Here is a 1,525-nt window from a genome sequence, read left to right on the forward strand (position 1 = left end):
CATAGCCCGCGGGCAGATGGATCATCAGGATCCGCTCTTCGCCCAGGACCTGCGAGGTGATCGTCGTCGTCTCGCCGATGACGATGGGCTCGCCACCGCTGGTCAGAGCGCTGCCGAGCAGCAGGCAGAGGAAGCACCAGCGTAGGGCGCGCTGATGGCGCGGCAGAGGTAGGCTGTTCAAGGGTCGTCTCCTTCTCATAGGTTCCAGTCTTCAGGTCGCGCCGGAGGCGCGCAAACGGAATTGTGGTGCGCCGGGGGCGTGCAGCGCGATACGGACCTTTACGGAATCGGACGTACCAGGTTGCCACCCTTCCGTCACCTGCTCACGATCGAGCAGTGCGTGCGCTGGGCAGAAGACTCCAGTGCAAGATGATCGAGGCGTAGGCGTGGTCCTTGAGTCAGCGCTCAATCACTGGGAGGATGCCAGCCGGCGCTCACCCAGTATCGTCTCGACCTGACGAGAGGCCGCCGATTGAGTCGTAGGGTATTCACCGTCGCCCGTCCGATCGGGGTCTTGCCGAGTATTCGAGCTCCGGCGTCTACCCAGGCGAAATGCTCGTTCCAGGCATCGTGTCGTGGATTGAACAGCAGGACGATGCGTCCGCTTTCCGGATCTTCGGCAGTGTAGCGATCTCCCTTGTATTCATTACAAAATGAGCAGGCCAGCCAAAGATTCTCTTCCGCTGTGAGCCCTCCAAGAGACTTGGGGAAAATGTGTTCTATCTCCATCGGAGCGCCTACGATCGCTTCCTGGCTCAGGCAGTAGCCGCAGCGATCGCGGGCCTGTTCGGAGATGCGTTGGCGGAGAGCTTTGGGAACGTAGGAGGATGTCATGTTTCGGTGAGTATCACCGACACGTCATGACCACGCTCCTTGAGCAGGGCCGCTGCTCGGGCGCGAACCAGCATGTTCCGTTCGTAGTTGCGAAGGAGGCGGGCCAAGGTGCTCCTCTCCTCGTCGGACAATCCTCTGTCGCGCTGCTTGAAGTGAAGCGCTTCGAGTCTCTCGGTGGTTTCGACGGAGAGCCGGTTCCTGGCAGCTCGCCAGAGCTCTTCGTCGTCCTCGGTCTCGAGCTCCGTCACCGCTGCCTCCAGGTCTGGTGGCAAGGTCTCGTCTTCGGGATGGGCGGTGGAGACCACGTCCACAAGCTCGGCCTCCACCGTACGATGAGTTCGCTCCGCAAGCCGCTTGTACCGAGCGAAGACGGAGCCGGGCAGATTCAGTGTGACGGCTTGAGATGACATCGCGCTTCGTCTCTCCTTGTGGTCTCTGAGGCTTGTGAGCCTCATGGTGGCGTCGATCCTATCAGGGACGCAGGGCTTGCCTGTAATGGATGGACGCGCGAGCGCGTGTCTCAATAGCTGTCCTGATGCACCCCCGTCACCGCCCGCCCCGACGGATCTGCCCGCCCGGCGAAGGAGGCGTCCCAGGCGATGGCGGTGGGGGTGGAGCAGGCGATCGACGGGCCTTCGGGCACCATGGCGACGGTGTGGTCGCCGGGGAAGTGGGATTCGAAGATCGAGCG

Annotated in this window: 4 protein-coding genes; all 4 read right to left on the minus strand. The window is 62.3% G+C overall.

The window, feature by feature from the left end; all coding sequences use genetic code 11:
• The coding region (locus GY725_24940) for a hypothetical protein (protein ID MCP4007442.1) at positions 1 to 181 on the minus strand (181 nt) is incomplete at its 3' end.
• A gap of 224 nt (positions 182 to 405) precedes the next feature.
• A complete protein-coding gene (locus tag GY725_24945) occupies positions 406 to 834 on the minus strand; it encodes an HNH endonuclease (GenBank protein MCP4007443.1) in 429 nt (142 codons plus the stop codon).
• Positions 831 to 1,358: a hypothetical protein gene (locus GY725_24950; GenBank protein MCP4007444.1), complete on the minus strand. Its 528-nt coding sequence runs from the start codon at positions 1,356 to 1,358 to the stop codon at positions 831 to 833. The genes GY725_24945 and GY725_24950 overlap by 4 nt, the downstream gene beginning before the upstream one ends.
• Positions 1,355 to 1,525, minus strand: a 171-nt coding sequence (asnB, locus tag GY725_24955) for an asparagine synthase B (protein MCP4007445.1), incomplete at its 5' end; no start/stop codon positions are given. The genes GY725_24950 and asnB, both read right to left, overlap by 4 nt.

Source organism: bacterium, assembly GCA_024226335.1.
GTDB lineage: Bacteria > Myxococcota_A > UBA9160 > SZUA-336 > SZUA-336 > JAAELY01.

Coding starts and splice junctions, on each gene's coding strand:
- GY725_24945 (MCP4007443.1), bottom strand. CDS start 834: ATGACATCCTCCTACGTTCCCAAAGCTCTCCGCCAACGCATCTCCGAA.